Below are 15,900 nucleotides of genomic sequence, written 5' to 3' on the forward strand. Positions count from 1 at the left end.
AAAAGCCATGGTGCACTTGTTATTGCCTGCGGCGGGCGTCGGCAAACGGATGGGCGGCGATCGCAACAAACTGCTGATGACACTACAGGATAAACCGCTCTTTAGTTGGACGCTCCAGGCAGCAGCGGCGGCGGATTCAGTGGCCTGGATTGGCATCATGGGACAGCCCTTAGATTTTCCGGACTTTGAGGCAATTTTGGCCGATTTAAAGCTTTCTAAGCCTGTCCAACTGATTCGAGGTGGCAAAACTCGCCAAGAATCAGTTTATAACGGTCTACAAGCCCTTCCCCCAGAGGCAACCCAGGTGCTGATCCACGATGGGGCAAGGTGTTTGGCCACCCCGGCGCTATTTAATCGCTGTGCAGCGGCCCTAGAAACCTGTGAGGGCTTAATTGCGGCGATTCCCGTCAAGGACACCATTAAGGTAGTAGATGAACAAGGTTGGGTCAAAGAGACGCCGGAGCGGGCGAAGCTTTGGGCTGCCCAGACGCCCCAGGGGTTTACGGTGCAGCGCCTCAAGGATTGCCACGAAAAAGGCAAAACCCTGGGTTGGGAAGTGACCGATGATGCGGCTTTGTTCGAGCGTTGTGGTCTGCCTGTGAAAATTGTCTCTGGGGAAGAAACAAACCTCAAAATTACGACGCCAGGAGATTTGGCGATCGCCGAATTTATTTTGCAGAGCCGTGATGAAATGCCAAAAACCTAGGAGCTGGAAACCTCGGTGCTTTTTAACGGTAGCGGTTTGGGGTGGCGGTGCCGTTGGGTACGGTAAACCTGGATGGGGCGGTCAATGCCTTTAAATCGCCCGGCCCCCATGGGAATAAATAAATCCTGGTGGCGATCGCCAATCGCTTGATATGTCGCATCGGTGATCACACATTCCCCTGGTGGACAAATGGTCTCAAGGCGGGCCGCAAGATTCACCGTTCCCCCCAGAACCGTGTAGTCTACCCGCTGGGAGCTGCCCACATCGCCCACAAAAGCCTTGCCGCTATTTACCGCAACCCGCAGTTGAATCGGTTGGGGCCAAATATTTTGTAAATTTAGTTGATCAAGGCGGTTGAGCATGCCCATGGCGGTGGCGATCGCCCGTTCAGCATGATCGATCTGGGGTTCTGGTGCCCCAAAAAACGCCATAATGCAGTCGCCAATAAACTTATCGAGGGTTCCCCCTTGGGCAAACACCGAATGGAGCATCTCCTCAAAAAAAACGTTCAGCAAATCCGCAATGGCACTGGGGGAAGACTGCTCCGCAATGGGCGTAAAATTAACGATATCTGCAAATAAAATACTGATTTCCGCTTCCCTAGGGGGGAGTCGCCCATTTTTTAACGCCCCCACCGAAATTAATTGATGTACCACCGCAGGCGAATGGTAACGCTCTAGTTTTTGGCGAATTTGAGCCTGTTCCTGGAGACGACGGCTCAGCAACCACCGTTGCACACTGGCCGCCAACAGATGACCAATGGTCGAAAAAAAACTTAAATCATCATCGGTTAATGGTTCTGATTCATCTAACTTCAAGTGGGCATCACCATACAGAACCCCCACCACTTTTGTTTGATCCCATAGGGGCACCGCCAACACTCCTCGAATCCCCTTTGCCAAAATGCTATCTTCCCCTGCAAAGCGCTGGTCGCTCTGGGCATCTACGGATTTGAGGGCAACCCTTTCTTTAAAAACCTTTTGGCAGACCGATTGACTAATCCAAGCACTGGTGCGAATGGCCGGGTGATTATCCGGGAGACTCTGGGCCGCAGCACTGAGGAGTTCTAATTTGCCATTGCCCCGAATATCAATGAGCAGCGCCAGCCGTTCTAAGCCTGGCAATTCCTGAAAAATAACATTCCGGGTCAGGCGAAAAATAGCTTCAATGGATTCGGCAGAACTAAGTTGTTTCACAATGTCCACCAACTCCTTAAGGCGGGCGATCGCCGTTTCCGTGTGGGGCTGATGACCATAGCCTTCTTCCCCCTGTAGCCATTGCTCCTTGAGATCTTCGGCGTTACGGAGAATGGTGCGCCCCGATCCCCATTGGTCAGCCTGTAGATCTGTCGTTTCATCGAGGGTCACATTCTGGAACGTGACTAAAATTGAGGCATGGCCAAGACGAATTAGATCTCCTTGGCGGATCGTTTGGGGCTCAGTAATCCGGACGTGATTGAGATATGTGCCATTGGTGCTGCCCAAGTCCTCTAAAATCCAAGCCTGTTGCCGCCGTTTGATCCGGGCGTGGTACCGGGAAATTTGGGTCATCTGTAGCGAGAGACTACATTCAGGCAAGCGACCGATCACAAACTCCCCTTGATCGACCACCACAATACGTTCTGGGTAGCCCTCAGCTTGGATGCGGAGTTGCAGATCAGTCATAGGAGTTTCACGGGAAATAACACGTGCCAGTGGCCTGCGAAAAAAATTGCTGAATTTAAATAGTCAAAGCGATGCCAGGATAACTCTGCCCACGGAAGTTCAAAAAGCAAGGGGAAATTTTGCTCGGCTTGTCATAAAAAGTCAGCGCTCGAAGCGGAGATTCATCCCTGAGTGTAGCCCAAGGAGGATATTTTTCTGTCTAAAGATAGTGGCGATCGCCACAAACCGTTAAGGAAGTTCTGGCAATGGGGGGAGTTGGATCGGTATCGCCTGGGTGGGGGGCAAGAGGGCCGGGGGAAATGTGAAGGGGAGATCTGCACTGGCGATCGCCCCTTGAAATTCAAAGCGCCACACCACAGAACCATCAGCTTGGGGCAAACGTTGAAAGGTGGGCGACCAAGTGGGCGGAATTTCCCCAGCCCAGGTTAAAACGATTCGAGTGGTGCGGTCATTAAATTGGCCAATGCGCAGTTGACGAATGGTGCCGTCGTAGGCCTGGGTCAAGGTAGCAGCGGGCCAGCGGGTATCGGTCAGGTCAATGATCAGACGAGTCGGGTTACTGAGGCGAGAATATTGGGGAATCGTCGTTGGAGCGGTTTGGAGGCGGAGTTGCTGCGCTTGGGGGTCAAAGGCCCAATCTTGGAGGGAGGGCAACTCTGACGGCGGATCGGCGATCGCCTTGGGGCTGTGGCTCAGTCCGGCTACCAACACCAGCACTACACAGACACTCTGATTAAAATATTTTTGGATTAACCCAACAGCCATTCTGAGGCCCGTTCTCCCAATTCCAAACGAATACTAATTGCTTTGCCGACCCTGGGGCGTTCTGTGGTTTCTTCGAGGTAAGTATGAACTTGTTGACTCACACCCCATTCCCCTAAATAAGTGGCGATCGCCTGGAGATGTTCCTCATATTGAGCCTCCGAGAGGGGAAAAGAAACCTGTTCCAAATATTTCCACATCACCTGGAGATACCATTCCCCCTTAATTTGTCGCAGTTGGATGTCATAGGATCGTCCCCATTTACGCCACAAAAGTTCCCGTAGTTCTCCACCATTCATCGCCCACTCCTCCTGCGGTTCATTGACATTTCTGTGGCCAAAAGCCTAATCTCAGCCGATCTGTAATAATTTATCTACAAAACTTTGTTAACCTTTTTAAAGGCTATCCGGCAACCAACTAAGGCTCAAGCTCAGGTAAAACGCCATCTTTGCTCGCCATTTGGATGATATTCTTCATAGGAAGTATTGTAGAAACGCTTACATAACTATACAAAAAGGCTCTGATTATGACTCAATTATCAGGTTCCTCCGATGTTCCAGATCTAGGTCGTCGCCAATTTTTGAACCTCCTCTGGGTGGGGACGGCGGCGGGAACGGCTCTCGGTGGTTTATATCCCGTTATTAAATATTTTATTCCTCCTTCTAGTGGTGGCGCTGGTGGTGGCGTGATTGCTAAAGATGCCCTCGGTAATGACATTATCGTGAGCGACTATCTCCAAACCCACACCGCAGGCGATCGCTCCTTGGCCCAAGGCCTCAAAGGGGATCCCACCTATGTGGTTGTCGAAGGGGATAACACCATCTCCAGCTATGGGATCAACGCCATCTGTACCCACCTTGGTTGTGTCGTCCCTTGGAATACCGCTGAAAATAAATTCATGTGTCCTTGCCACGGTTCTCAGTATGACGAAACCGGGAAAGTTGTCCGCGGCCCAGCCCCCTTATCCTTGGCCCTTGTCCATGCGGAAGTGACTGAAGATGACAAGATCTCCTTCACCGACTGGACAGAAACTGATTTCCGTACTGACGAAGCTCCTTGGTGGGCCTAAAAACCCCATACGGGTTCATCCATTAGAGAAAACGCTTGTAAAAATTTACGATGAAAACACCTGAACTGATGGCAATCTGGCAACGGCTAAAGACCGCCTGCCTCGTGGCGATCGCCACCTTTGGTTTATTTTTCGCCAGTGACGTCCTTTTCCCCCAAGCCGCTGCCGCCTATCCTTTTTGGGCCCAGCAAACCGCCCCAGAAACGCCCCGTGAAGCAACAGGCCGGATCGTCTGTGCCAACTGTCACCTCGCTGCCAAAGAAGCCGAGGTGGAAATTCCCCAGTCCGTTTTACCCGATCAAGTTTTTGAAGCCGTTGTCAAAATTCCCTATGACCATAGCCAACAGCAGGTTCTAGGGGACGGCTCAAAGGGTGGCCTCAACGTTGGTGCTGTTTTGATGCTTCCTGACGGTTTCAAAATTGCGCCCGCTGATCGTCTCTCTGACGAACTGAAGGAAAAAACCGAAGGTCTCTACTTCCAGTCCTACGCTCCGGATCAAGAAAACGTTGTGATCATTGGGCCGATTTCCGGTGATCAATACGAAGAGATCGTTTTCCCAGTACTCTCCCCCGATCCGAAAACCGATAAGAACATCAACTACGGTAAATATGCAGTCCACCTCGGTGCGAACCGTGGCCGTGGTCAAGTTTATCCCACTGGTGAACTAAGCAATAACAATCAATTTAAAGCGTCCGCTACCGGCACCATCACCAATATTGCGGTGAATGAGGCTGCGGGCACTGATATCACCATTTCCACTGAAGCGGGCGAAGTGATCGATACGATCCCGGCTGGCCCCGAAGTGATTGTTTCTGAAGGTCAGGCGATCGCCGCTGGTGAAGCCCTCACGAACAACCCCAACGTCGGTGGATTTGGCCAAAAAGATACAGAAGTTGTCCTCCAGAATCCCGCTCGCATCTATGGCTACATGGCCTTTGTTGCTGGGATTATGTTGACTCAAATCTTCCTCGTTCTGAAGAAGAAACAGGTAGAACGGGTTCAAGCCGCTGGCCAACTCGACTTCTAAATTACAAGAAATTTAAAATTGTGCGAAGGCAGACTCCGGTCTGTCTTTTTTATTGCTGATGTGCTTGATTTGCCGCCATCAATGTTTTCAAAGTTTCCATCGTGCGGTGCAGTTCCTGGGCGAGGGGATGGGATAAATCGAAGATTTTCAAAAGTGAGTTGTAATACCAAAGGGTGCCCTCTTTTTCACCTTTAAAACGGGGCCAGAGGGCTTCACCGATCCGTTGGTAATCCCGCAAAATAGATTGGGCATTGTAGAGTTTATCGGCCATGGCAACCAGGTGCACTGAGGCTGAAGCTGTTTGTAGATGCTGGAGGTAAGCTTCTTTGCGTTCCCGCCAAGGCCTCTTTTTTTCACCATCAAAACTATCGGAACAGCCTTCGACAATGGTTGCCACCCGCTCGCCAAATTTTTCACAGATTAAAGCTCTGGTTTCCCCTCCCCCTTGGTCTTCAATGGCATCATGGAGCAGGGCGGCGATCGCCTCGTCTTCATCACCCCCAGCTTCGAGCACTAAACTGGCAACCCCCAGGAGATGGGCCACATAGGGAACGCCAGAACCTTTACGCACTTGCTGACGGTGCAATTTTTCCGCAAAAACCAGCGCTTCAGAAAATCGGTCAGAGAGCTTCATCAACTTAATGCCTAGGTTGCATTTGCACCAATCCTAACCAATGAACTAAGCAGGATTGTGCCTCATTAATGGGGAAGAGAATTAAGACAGTTCATCGGATTTGTCACCAAACCAGAGGCCCAGTTTTTTCACCACCCAACTGAGGATTGCCCCCAACATCAAAATACCAATGGCTGGCGTAAACACAGGCTCCCAGAGGGAATACCACAAATCCCAGCCCAGATTAACCCCCGATGAGCGGCCAACTAAGGCGATCGCCTCGTCTTCATCACCCCCAGCTTCGAGCACTAAACTGGCAACCCCCAGGAGATGGGCCACATAGGGAACGCCAGAACCTTTACGCACTTGCTGACGGTGCAATTTTTCCGCAAAAACCAGCGCTTCAGAAAATCGGTCAGAGAGCTTCATCAACTTAATGCCTAGGTTGCATTTGCACCAATCCTAACCAATGAACTAAGCAGGATTGTGCCTCATTAATGGGGAAGAGAATTAAGACAGTTCATCGGATTTGTCACCAAACCAGAGGCCCAGTTTTTTCACCACCCAACTGAGGATTGCCCCCAACATCAAAATACCAATGGCTGGCGTAAACACAGGCTCCCAGAGGGAATACCACAAATCCCAGCCCAGATTAACCCCCGATGAGCGGCCAACTAAGGCGATCGCAAACCAAAAAAAGGCGAATAACACCACAAACACATCCGCGACCAATAGACGATCCAACCACAGGATAAATTGCTCTTTCATGTCCTAATCTAAATTTGTCCATTTAGAATATACGGCAGCCTGCCCCCGGTAATTTCCCGCCGGGTCGAGTAAGTCCCAAAGCTTAACATCCTCAATCCGTACCCGCTTCCCGCTTTTGGTAATGCGTACCCCCGAAAAACCTGTTTTAAACCCATAGCTACGGCTGCTCGCTAACAATTGATTGCGCTCTGCCTGTACCTGTGCCAAAGGTTCCGCCGATTGTCGGGAGGGCATCTGTAACAACTCCTCCCAAGACCGTTCCCAAAGTTCTAAACCGAGGCGAGAACCGTAGTTATAAATTGGGTCGGCCTCTGTGCCATGGGAAAATACCACCAGCGGTGCATCAAATAAAATTGCCGCCTGCTTTTGGGGGGATTCACTGCGATCAATCAAATCCGCCCCAAACCAATGATGATAACTATCCAAAATAAGCTGCACTTGGGCGATCGCCGCTGGGGTGAGCCAAGGTTGAGTGGTCATGGTATCTAAGCAGTTACGAGGGCTTCAACGGCTTCTCCGGTTAGGCTAAAGGCCCGTGCTTCGGTGATTTTGACCGCAACAATTTTTCCTTTGAGTTCGTTAATCTCTCCCTCAAAAAAGGTGAGGCGGTTGCCCCGGGTCCGTCCCATAACCTGACTTGGATTTTTCGGATTTTGATCTTCAACGAGCACTTCTTCGATCCGTCCGGCATAGCGTTGGGAGCGTTCTGCTGCTTTTTGGGCGACCAAATGATTCAAACGTTGGAGGCGATCGCCTTTTACTTCCTCTGACAATTGATTATCCCAAGTGGCGGCGGGGGTGCCGGGTCGGGGAGAATAGGCCGCCGTATTTAATTGATCAAAACCAATCTCATCCACCAATTTGAGGGTGTTTTCAAACTGCTCTTCCGTTTCTCCGGGGAACGCCACAATCGCATCCGCACTAATGGAAGCATCGGGCATATAACTCCGAATGGTATTGATAATGCGGCGATATTTTTCGTGGGTATAACCGCGTCGCATCGCCTTAAGCACCTCATTGTCCCCAGACTGAAAAGGAATATGAAAATGCTCACAAACCTTGGGTAACTCCTGGCAAGCCTTAATCAAGCGTTCCGTAAAGTAGCGGGGGTGACTGGTGGCAAAGCGAATCCGCTCAATGCCCGGCACATCATGAACGTAATACAAAAGATCCGTGAGGGTGTATTTATTTCTGCCCTCCGGTGTTGTCCCCGGTAAATCCCGGCCATAGGCATCGATGTTTTGACCGAGGAGCGTGACTTCCTTAAACCCTTGTCGCCCTAGTTCTTCCATTTCTGCCCGGATCGCTTCTGGATAGCGCGATTGTTCCGTGCCCCGCACGCCAGGAACAACACAATAGGTACAGTGCTCATTGCAGCCATAGATCACATTGACCCAGGCCGTGACCGTGCTGTCTCGCCGGGGTTTCGTAATATCTTCAACGATATGGATTGGCTCCGTTGCCACCACCTGACTTCCCCCTTCGACTTGCTCTAACAAATCCTGGAGACGGTTGGCATGTTGAGGCCCCATGATCAGATCTAGTTCTGGGACACGGCGCAGGAGACTTTCTCCTTCCTGTTGGGCGACGCAACCGGCAACGATCAGGGTGAGGTCGGGTTTTTCTTGTTTCCGCTTAGCTTGACGACCGAGGTAAGAGTAAACTTTTTGTTCCGCATTATCCCGAATCGTGCAGGTATTGTAGAGGACGAGATCTGCAGCATAGGGATCTTCGGTGAAGTGATAGCCCATCTCTTCGAGGATGCCCGCCATACGTTCGGAGTCGGCCTTGTTCATCTGACAACCGAAAGTGGTAATGTGATATTGACGAGGCTTAGTCATGGTCGTTTCAAAAATAATGGGCTAGGCAAATTAGCAGCTTTTTATTCTACCAATTTAGGTTTCGCTTGTGGGAGATGGGGATGTGAATCCGCCAAAACCTCGATGTGAGCTGTGAAAACTCTGGATCACGCTATCCCAGGGGGAGTCTTGCCTATATACTATGTCTAATATTTTTGATGTGTATTTTTGATTACAGCAAAGCTAACCTCTGATTTTTTGTGGTCGAAAACCGAAAAAGAAAGGGTGCTTTGTAGCTATTGGTGAACTCGCTAAAATTTGAATGAACACGGAATCTTATTTTAATCACCCGACATTTGGGATGCTCTTCCGAATCTGTGAACTGGAAGACAAGCAGGAGTTATTTACGACGCTCTATGCCCAGCGGTTATTTTTTATTGTGCACCAAGATACCAATGGCATGAGTTTTGAGTCGGTCACCCGGATGGATGCCCGGTTAAAGATGGAAAATCGCCTGCGTCAGGTGCGTCGATCTGGTGCCATGGCTGAGTTTCAGGTATTACAGGCGCTCTATAAACGGACATTCCAATAAGCGAGTTAGTTGAGTCTAATTAATTTACGGGTCATTTTTTTAGTAATGTCAGATGCGATCGCCGAAAATATTGCCCGACTACGGGAAGAAATCCCTCCGGAGGTGCGCCTGATCGCCGTTAGCAAAACCCACTCTGCGGCAAAAATTCGTCTGGCCTATGCGGCGGGAATTCGAGATTTTGGCGAAAATCGGTTCCAGGAAGCCCAGCAAAAACAAGCGGAATTAGAGGACTTACCAGATATTCGTTGGCATTTTATTGGCCATCTGCAAAAAAATAAGGCGAAAAAGGCGATCACCCATTTCGATTGGATTCATACTGTAGATAGCCTGGCTCTCGCCCAAAAACTTGATCAATATGCCGCCGACTTAGAAAATCCAGCCCGCTGCTGTTTACAAATTAAACCCCTGCCTGACCCTAATAAATTTGGCTGGGAAATTCCCCAACTCCTGAGCGAGCTACCGCAACTCGCCACCTGTCAACACCTCAAGCTTCAGGGTTTAATGACAATTCTTCCCCTGGGGCTTTCCCGCACTGAGACCCGGACGGCGTTTAAACAGATATTTTCTCTCAAGGAACAACTGAATCAGATGGCAAGCTTACCGGAGCAATTAACAGAATTATCCATGGGAATGTCCGGTGATTATCCCCTGGCGATCGAGGCTGGAGCAACAATGATTCGCGTTGGCCAGGGGATCTTCGGGGCACGGGAATAAGCCAATCTAACCGCTGAAAAATTTGTTGATCACCCCAGTGAATGGCCGCAGTTCCATAAAGAATTTTGAAATTGATCCTCTTGCAACAATTCTATTGATGAAAAATATCTAGAATTTGCAATGTTCGATTCACAAAATCTTATCAATGTCGATTCTCCAAAACTTCACTTTTAGGGCAAAATAAGCCATATGTCCCAAGGCGATCGCTAAGCTTAAGAATTTTAAATTGGCGAAACCCTAGATAATTCATCCCTTAGAATATGCTCAAAATTACCTAAGTCTTGGTCAAGTCTCTTCACCCTTCGAGCCTTATATCCTGGACAAACAATTTTTGGAGATGTTGCCCACCATCTACCAAGCCGACGAAGCATATCATCAATCAATATTGAAAACCCTATAACCAAGGATATTTAGCCCCATGTTCAACAGCATACGTAACTTCCTAGGCTTCAACGAACCAGAAGAATACGAAGAATACTATGAAGGGGAAATTGATAACAACGATTATCATGCCCTCTATCCTGCTGAAATGCCCACCCCTTTGCCCGAAGAGAGTGCGCCTGCCCCCCGTCGTCTACCTGAAAACCCTACCGTTGCTTCTAACTTTGCCATGAACTCTAACACCACCCCCACTCGTAACAATGTCATCGGCCTCCCTGGCGTCAGTAACTCCCCGGCTGAAGTGGTTGTTTGTGAGCCCCATTCCTTTGAGGAAATGCCTCAAATTATCCAAGCCCTTAGGGATCGACGTTCCATTGTCCTCAATCTCAACATGATGGATCCCGACGAAGCACAGCGGGCAGTAGATTTTGTTGCGGGTGGGACTTTTGCTATTGATGGCCACCAAGAACGGATTGGCGATAGCATTTTCCTCTTTACGCCGAACTGTGTACAAGTCACAAATAGCTTAAGCCGCGAAGAAACCCCTGCCACCCCGGCAGCCCCGGCTCGTCCTGCCGCCCCTGCTCCCGCTTGGAGTGATGAGATGACACCGATGGCCCAGGCTCAATAAGAATTGGCCCAACAAAAACGCTGTAAGGTCCAAGGCGATCGCCAAATTTTGGGGATAGATTTTCTGTCCCCTTTTTAGTGCGCTGCATTTGCCTTCTGGGAAAAAATCAGTCAAGATGAATGCGTCATTTCAGGGATGAATGTGAAGAATTAAGATGGCGGCAAAATTCGGCATGATTGGCGGCGGTGTCATGGGAGAGGCCCTCCTCGCACGGCTCCTCAAGGAACAAATTTACTTGCCAGCAGATGTGATTGTGAGTGAACCTGTGGCGGAACGGCGGGCTTATTTACAACAGGAATATCAAGTGGGTGTCACGGCCAGTAACCAGGAAGCGGCGATCGCCTCTGAAGTTTTAATGTTGGCAATCAAGCCACAAATTTTTAATCAAGTCAGCACCGAACTCCAAGGTCAACAGCTAGAAACGCCTCCCCTGGTGTTGTCAATCCTCGCTGGGGTTACCCTGGCTCAGTTACAAGGCGGTTTTAGGGACTATCCAGTGGTGCGGGCAATGCCAAATACACCGGCGATTATTGGCCAAGGGATGACGGCGATCACCCCTGGGGATCGCGTTTCAGAAGCCCAGGTCGCCCTCGCAAAACGAATTTTTGGGGCTGTGGGTGAAGTGGTGGCAGTACCAGAGTCTCTGATGGATGCGGTGACTGGACTTTCTGGCTCTGGCCCGGCTTTTGTGGCCTTGATGGTAGAAGCCCTGGCCGATGGCGGCGTTGCGGCAGGTTTGCCCCGGGCCACGGCCCAACAACTCGCCCTCCAAACGGTCAAGGGAACGGCGGAATTACTCCAAACCTCCGGCTTACATCCCGCTCAACTCAAAGACCGGGTGACCAGTCCAGGGGGCACTACCATTGCTGGTGTTGCGGCCCTTGAAGCCCATGGGTTTCGCTCAGGGGTCATTGCTGCTGTTACCGCGGCGAAGGCCCGTTCTGTCGAGTTGGGCCAAGGATGAAGTTACTGCAGGTACTAGATGCGGCGATCGCCGGTGTTGATCTCACGGTTGAGGCCGGAGTATTCCTCCTTTCCCAAACGGAGCCGGAGGCCATCGAAAGTATCCGCATGGCGGCTGATACCCTCAGACAATCGCTTTGTGGGGAAACCGTTACCTATGTGGTGAACCGCAATCTAAACTTCACCAATATTTGTGAGCAGCACTGTCACTTTTGTGCCTTTCGACGGGATGCGGGAGACCCAGATTCCTTTTGGCTCGATCAAGCACAACTCCAGGAAAAAGCGGCGGCGGCCTGGGCGGAGGGGGCAACGGAACTGTGCATCCAGGGGGGGTTAAATCCCCAGGCAAAACGTAATGGACGATCGCTCGACTACTACCTCGATCTGGTTGCTGCTTTGAAGGATGCTTTTCCCGGTTTGCATCTCCACGCCTTTTCTCCCCAGGAAATTGAATTTATTGCCCGCGAGGATCAGCTGTCCTTCCGAGATGTAATCATTGCCCTCAAGGACGCTGGTGTTGGTTCCCTACCGGGTACGGCGGCAGAAGTCCTCGACGATCAGATTCGTCGTCAAATTTGCCCCGAAAAGTTAAAGGCGGCAACGTGGCTAGAAATTGTCAGCACAGCCCATCACCTGGGACTACCGACCACCAGCACAATGCTCTGTGGCCACATCGAAACACCATTGCATCAGGTACAGCATTTAGACCAGATCCGGCAACTGCAACAACAGGCGATCGCCGAGGGGAAACCCGCTAAAATCACTGAATTTATTCTCTTACCCTTTGTCGGCCAACTAGCCCCCCAGGTACTCCGCAAAAAAGTGGGCCGGGATCAACCGGATCTACGAAAAACCCTGTTATTAACGGCAGTGGCGCGTCTCTTTCTTGGAAAATGGATCATCAATCACCAGCCGAGCTGGGTCAAACTGGGCTTAGGGGGGGCCACCACTGCCCTCCGTTGGGGTTGCAATGATTTGGGCGGCACCCTCATGGAAGAGCACATTACAACCATGGCTGGGGCCCAAGGGGGAACCTGTTTAACGGTCTCTCAATTACGAATGGCGATCGCCTCAGTGGATCGCCTTCCCGCAGAACGTACCACCCTCTATCAGGATCGACATAGCCGTCGGGGGAGCTCAGCCGATATGATCTAATGGGAAAATAAGTAACGATAAAAATTTTTTAATTACAGTCCGCTAAAAGTCCAAGCTTTTTTGATCGATATTTTTTTAGGAGAATCGCACAATGGATTTGGTCGCACTCCAAAGCCTTTTAGATAACACTTCTTTTCTGGTTCTTTTCTTGACGATGCTCCTCTACTGGGGCGGGGCTGCGTTTCCGAACATTCCGGGCTTAACCGGTTTAGGCACCCTCGGCGTGGCGATCGCCAATCTCTGCATGGCCACCCTCCTGGGAGCCCGTTGGTTAGAAGCCGGCTATTTCCCCCTCAGCAATCTTTACGAATCGCTCTTTTTCCTCGCCTGGGGGGTAACCACCATGCACCTCGTCGCCGAATGGATGAGTCGCAGTCGTTGGGTCGGTGTGATTACTGCTCCGGTTGCCATGGGGATCACGGCCTTTGCTGCCCTATCGCTCCCGGCGGAAATGCAAAATTCTGCCCCTCTCGTCCCGGCTCTCAAATCTAACTGGCTGATGATGCACGTCAGTGTGATGATGATCAGCTATGCCGCACTCTTGGTGGGATCTCTATTGGCGATCGCCTTTTTAATTGTCACCAAAGGCCAGAAAATTGAATTGCGAGGCAGTTCTGTTGGTAATGGCAGCTATCGACTCCGCCAGCCCCAAAACACCACCGACGAAACCCCAGTGACCGTAGTCGCTTTTCAGAAAACCGAACCCCAAAGTAACGGTAATACCGCCGTCCTAGCATCCCCTGACCTCCAGCAGCTCACTACGACCCCAGCTCTCAGTCCCCAGATGTTGAGCCTTGCCGATACCCTCGATAACATCAGCTACCGCATCATTGGCCTAGGATTTCCGCTTTTGACCATTGGGATTATTGCCGGTGCCGTTTGGGCCAACGAAGCCTGGGGTTCCTATTGGAGTTGGGATCCCAAAGAAACCTGGGCCCTCATCACTTGGTTAGTTTTTGCCGCTTATTTACACGCCCGTATCACCCGGGGTTGGCAAGGTCGACAACCCGCCTTTCTCGCAGCGGCAGGTTTTTTCGTCGTTTGGGTATGTTATCTAGGGGTCAATATTCTTGGTAAAGGATTGCATTCCTACGGTTGGTTTTTCTAAAAATCCGTAAATTTTAAAGAGAAAAAGACATTTCCGTAGGAAAAGCCCGATTAAAATAAGACACAAAGGCGGGAATTGTGATCAATCCGCCCGAACCCTCTTTTAGCTTGATGACCTAACTATTTTGACACTGTGGGGAAATAACCGTGAGCAAAAACTTTCAACCACTGAGCAGCGGTGAAGTGCTGTCGATTAATAGCGAATCTCGTTTTGTAATCGGCCATAGCACTTTTCGCGTTGACGAGTTCGCCGCCGCCTTAAAGCAACTCTTGCTAGAACAAGGGTTGGGGGGACTCACCGAAGAAACCGTTGATTGGTTAACGGATAACGGCATTGAATGTGATGTGCTGCGGTTTGGTGCCTCTGGTTGGGTCAAAGGAAAAGTCAGGCTACACCTTGAATTTGCCGAAGAAGACGGTGGGGAGGCAAGCGCAGACCCAAAGCCTAAGGCAGCTGCTGATCTCCTTCCTTCGGTAGCTGCCAGTGATTTCCCTAGTGCGACTGCCTCTACGACTTCTGAATCAGAATCAGACTTTGATGATTTGGAACTAGAGTTTAACGAAGCAGAATTTGCTGACCTTGGTTTGGATTTTGATGATTCTGCATCTGATACCCCAGAGACAGATCTACCAGACCTTGACCTGCCGGACATGGAGGTAGAACCCCAAGATGTTAGTGCAGATTTAGAAGATTTAAATCTAGCGACTGCCGATGGTGCTGATTTCTCTGATCAGGATGACCTCGATGATTTTGAGGCTCTTTTTGAAGAATCTAGCGACACAGCCGAAGCAGACTTGGCAGAACCAATCGACGACCTTGATGATCTGTTCGGGGAAGAAGACTTTGATTTTGATGCTGCTGTTGCCGAAGTAGAACCTGAAATTCATGGGCCTGACACGGCATCAGAGGAAACTGCGGGAGTCACTGATACCTTCTCAGAAGACCTAGACTCAGAGGAGTTAGAAGAGGCGCCAGACTTTGCCGAGACAATGACTCCTGAAGCAGATTTTACCGGGATCGCCCCAGAAGCTGATCACGGTGAGGAGAATATCTCGACTAGCACCTCAGAACCCGTTGAAAAGTCCACCGTTAATGGTAAAGAAACCATTGTTTTTCAAGAGACTCTGGTGCAGCCGGATGAAGAGTTTTTAGAAAATATTTTTGATCAAGAAACTTCTGAATCCCCAGAGCAACAAGCTTCAGAGGCAGAAGCTGAGCTTCAAGAAACCGATGATTTAGAGGCATTATTTGCGGAAGACACACCAGCTAATGCGCTAAATGAAGCAATTTCTGACGAAGATCTCAATGATTTGTTTGGTGATACAGAAGAGGGAGATTTTGATCTTGATTTAGATTTAGATGAATTTGCCGACGACGATGAGCCAACTGCAATCACCGTCGATAGCATTGAAGAACAGGAAATGGCCCTTACAGACCTGTTTGATGAACCGGAGCAGATTCCAGAGGAAGACGATTTATTCCAATCCCTATTGGAAGAGAACCCAACCCCTGAGACTGGTGATTTAGAAACTTTAGATCTACCAGAAGATCTACCGGAGATGGAGACAGAAAGTACTCCTGAAGCCCTAGAAACAGATTCTCTTGAGGCCCCTAATCCCTTTGAAGGGGTGACAGAAGATCAAGCACCAACCCAGGCGGATGTTTCAGAGGCAGATGATCCGTTTACGGTGTTTACAGGTCAGAACGCCGAAAGTCTAGATGATCTGTCAGGGGATTTGGAGTTGTCTTTAGATGAGGCAGAAGAGCCATTATCCGAGGATAGTGATCTCGATTTAGACGATCTTTTTGATGACTCAGAAGTTTCAAGTCCCCAAAATACCCAAGCATCGGAGGATGATCTGGGCCAGTTTATCAATGTTGCGATGTTTCGTAAAAAGCCATAAGCCTGGATACGAAGATAATGATCCTATGGGCGTATTAGTAGAT

The 15,900-nt window shown here is 50.0% G+C and carries 18 protein-coding genes; 10 read left to right on the forward strand and 8 right to left on the reverse strand.

The window, feature by feature from the left end; genetic code table 11:
• The first annotated feature begins 10 nt into the window (after positions 1-10).
• Positions 11-706 (forward strand): 2-C-methyl-D-erythritol 4-phosphate cytidylyltransferase, encoded by a 696-nt coding sequence (gene ispD, locus AACQ84_RS09690; protein ID WP_041443905.1) that lies wholly within the window; start codon positions 11-13, stop codon positions 704-706.
• Here the strand turns inward: ispD and AACQ84_RS09695 are convergent.
• The 3 genes from AACQ84_RS09695 to AACQ84_RS09705 all read right to left on the reverse strand — a co-directional run bounded on the left by AACQ84_RS09695 (position 703) and on the right by AACQ84_RS09705 (position 3,431).
• The gene (locus AACQ84_RS09695; RefSeq protein WP_049761620.1) at positions 703-2,370 is read right to left on the reverse strand and encodes an adenylate/guanylate cyclase domain-containing protein; all 1,668 of its coding nucleotides are present in this window, start codon (positions 2,368-2,370) and stop codon (positions 703-705) included. The two genes, ispD and AACQ84_RS09695, sit on opposite strands and share 4 nt — an antisense overlap.
• 228 nt (positions 2,371-2,598) lie before the next feature.
• Positions 2,599-3,135 carry an AMIN domain-containing protein gene (locus tag AACQ84_RS09700; RefSeq protein WP_012307517.1) on the reverse strand — a complete coding sequence of 179 codons (537 nt, stop codon included), beginning with the start codon at positions 3,133-3,135 and terminating at the stop codon, positions 2,599-2,601.
• A complete protein-coding gene (locus tag AACQ84_RS09705; protein WP_012307518.1) occupies positions 3,120-3,431 on the reverse strand; it encodes a DUF3067 family protein in 312 nt (103 codons plus the stop codon). The genes AACQ84_RS09700 and AACQ84_RS09705 overlap by 16 nt, the downstream gene beginning before the upstream one ends.
• 227 nt (positions 3,432-3,658) lie before the next feature.
• Between AACQ84_RS09705 and petC the strand changes: the two genes are divergently transcribed.
• Both petC and petA read left to right on the forward strand, forming a co-directional pair.
• Entirely contained in the window at positions 3,659-4,201 is a 543-nt protein-coding gene (petC, locus tag AACQ84_RS09710; RefSeq protein ID WP_012307519.1) for a cytochrome b6-f complex iron-sulfur subunit, read from the forward strand.
• 50 nt (positions 4,202-4,251) lie between these two features.
• A complete protein-coding gene (gene petA / locus AACQ84_RS09715) occupies positions 4,252-5,229 on the forward strand; it encodes a cytochrome f (RefSeq protein WP_012307520.1) in 978 nt (325 codons plus the stop codon).
• 49 nt (positions 5,230-5,278) lie between these two features.
• Here the strand turns inward: petA and AACQ84_RS09720 are convergent, their stop codons facing one another.
• The 5 genes from AACQ84_RS09720 to miaB all read right to left on the reverse strand — a co-directional run bounded on the left by AACQ84_RS09720 (position 5,279) and on the right by miaB (position 8,451).
• Entirely contained in the window at positions 5,279-5,863 is a 585-nt protein-coding gene (locus tag AACQ84_RS09720) for an HD domain-containing protein (RefSeq protein WP_012307521.1), read from the reverse strand.
• An 81-nt stretch (positions 5,864-5,944) separates the two neighbouring features.
• On the reverse strand, positions 5,945-6,271 hold the full coding sequence (locus AACQ84_RS09725; protein ID WP_012307522.1) for an HD domain-containing protein: 327 nt from the start codon (positions 6,269-6,271) through the stop codon (positions 5,945-5,947).
• Between the two features lie 81 nt (positions 6,272-6,352).
• Complete coding sequence (locus AACQ84_RS09730; protein WP_012307523.1) at positions 6,353-6,610, reverse strand: hypothetical protein; 258 nt, start codon at positions 6,608-6,610, stop codon at positions 6,353-6,355.
• A gap of 3 nt (positions 6,611-6,613) precedes the next feature.
• Entirely contained in the window at positions 6,614-7,090 is a 477-nt protein-coding gene (locus AACQ84_RS09735) for an MEKHLA domain-containing protein (protein WP_012307524.1), read from the reverse strand.
• Positions 7,091-7,095: 5 nt separating this feature from the next.
• Positions 7,096-8,451 (reverse strand): tRNA (N6-isopentenyl adenosine(37)-C2)-methylthiotransferase MiaB, encoded by a 1,356-nt coding sequence (gene miaB, locus AACQ84_RS09740; RefSeq protein WP_012307525.1) that lies wholly within the window; start codon positions 8,449-8,451, stop codon positions 7,096-7,098.
• Positions 8,452-8,731: 280 nt separating this feature from the next.
• Between miaB and pipX the strand changes: the two genes are divergently transcribed.
• From pipX to AACQ84_RS09775, 7 genes are all read left to right on the forward strand, one after another.
• Complete coding sequence (gene pipX / locus AACQ84_RS09745) at positions 8,732-9,001, forward strand: transcriptional coactivator PipX (RefSeq protein ID WP_012307526.1); 270 nt, start codon at positions 8,732-8,734, stop codon at positions 8,999-9,001.
• Positions 9,002-9,046: 45 nt separating this feature from the next.
• Complete coding sequence (locus AACQ84_RS09750; protein ID WP_012307527.1) at positions 9,047-9,715, forward strand: YggS family pyridoxal phosphate-dependent enzyme; 669 nt, start codon at positions 9,047-9,049, stop codon at positions 9,713-9,715.
• Between the two features lie 418 nt (positions 9,716-10,133).
• Positions 10,134-10,727: a cell division protein SepF gene (locus tag AACQ84_RS09755; RefSeq protein WP_012307528.1), complete on the forward strand. Its 594-nt coding sequence runs from the start codon at positions 10,134-10,136 to the stop codon at positions 10,725-10,727.
• Positions 10,728-10,881: 154 nt separating this feature from the next.
• Positions 10,882-11,691 carry a pyrroline-5-carboxylate reductase gene (gene proC, locus AACQ84_RS09760; protein ID WP_012307529.1) on the forward strand — a complete coding sequence of 270 codons (810 nt, stop codon included), beginning with the start codon at positions 10,882-10,884 and terminating at the stop codon, positions 11,689-11,691.
• On the forward strand, positions 11,688-12,845 hold the full coding sequence (gene cofH / locus AACQ84_RS09765) for a 7,8-didemethyl-8-hydroxy-5-deazariboflavin synthase subunit CofH (RefSeq protein WP_012307530.1): 1,158 nt from the start codon (positions 11,688-11,690) through the stop codon (positions 12,843-12,845). Before proC ends, cofH begins: the two co-directional genes overlap by 4 nt.
• Positions 12,846-12,936: 91 nt before the next feature.
• On the forward strand, positions 12,937-13,953 hold the full coding sequence (gene ccsB / locus AACQ84_RS09770; protein WP_012307531.1) for a c-type cytochrome biogenesis protein CcsB: 1,017 nt from the start codon (positions 12,937-12,939) through the stop codon (positions 13,951-13,953).
• A 146-nt stretch (positions 13,954-14,099) separates the two neighbouring features.
• Complete coding sequence (locus tag AACQ84_RS09775; RefSeq protein ID WP_012307532.1) at positions 14,100-15,857, forward strand: KGK domain-containing protein; 1,758 nt, start codon at positions 14,100-14,102, stop codon at positions 15,855-15,857.
• The last annotated feature ends 43 nt before the right edge of the window (positions 15,858-15,900 follow it).

The sequence above is a fragment of the Picosynechococcus sp. PCC 7002 genome (assembly GCF_963860125.1).
GTDB lineage: Bacteria > Cyanobacteriota > Cyanobacteriia > Cyanobacteriales > MRBY01 > MRBY01.